The 255-nt window shown below is 57.6% G+C and carries 1 protein-coding gene; it reads right to left on the reverse strand.

Annotated elements, in window-relative coordinates; genetic code table 11:
* Positions 1-255: VCBS domain-containing protein (locus tag EYW48_RS21865; protein WP_277433122.1), on the reverse strand; the 255-nt coding region annotated here is incomplete at both ends.

Here is a 255-nt window from a genome sequence, read left to right on the forward strand (position 1 = left end):
TTGAACGTCGGTTTGAGGTTGGAAGACCGCCTCACCTGCATCAGGATCAGCCACATTTAAGTTGCCGCCAGTGGTCAGCGTTACGTCTTCTTGCACCGCGCCCGCGTCATCACCCGGCTGGTCTGGTATGATGATCGCTTTGTCGTCTGAGCCCGTGATCGTCACGACCACGTCATGAGTGGTGCCGTCCGCCGACATCACTGTCATGGTGCGAATTACCGGATCGCTATCGGCGTCTAACGCTTGCACGTCTGG

This window comes from Vibrio sp. 1180_3, from assembly GCF_029478545.1.
Classification (GTDB): Bacteria; Pseudomonadota; Gammaproteobacteria; order Enterobacterales; family Vibrionaceae; genus Vibrio; species Vibrio aestuarianus.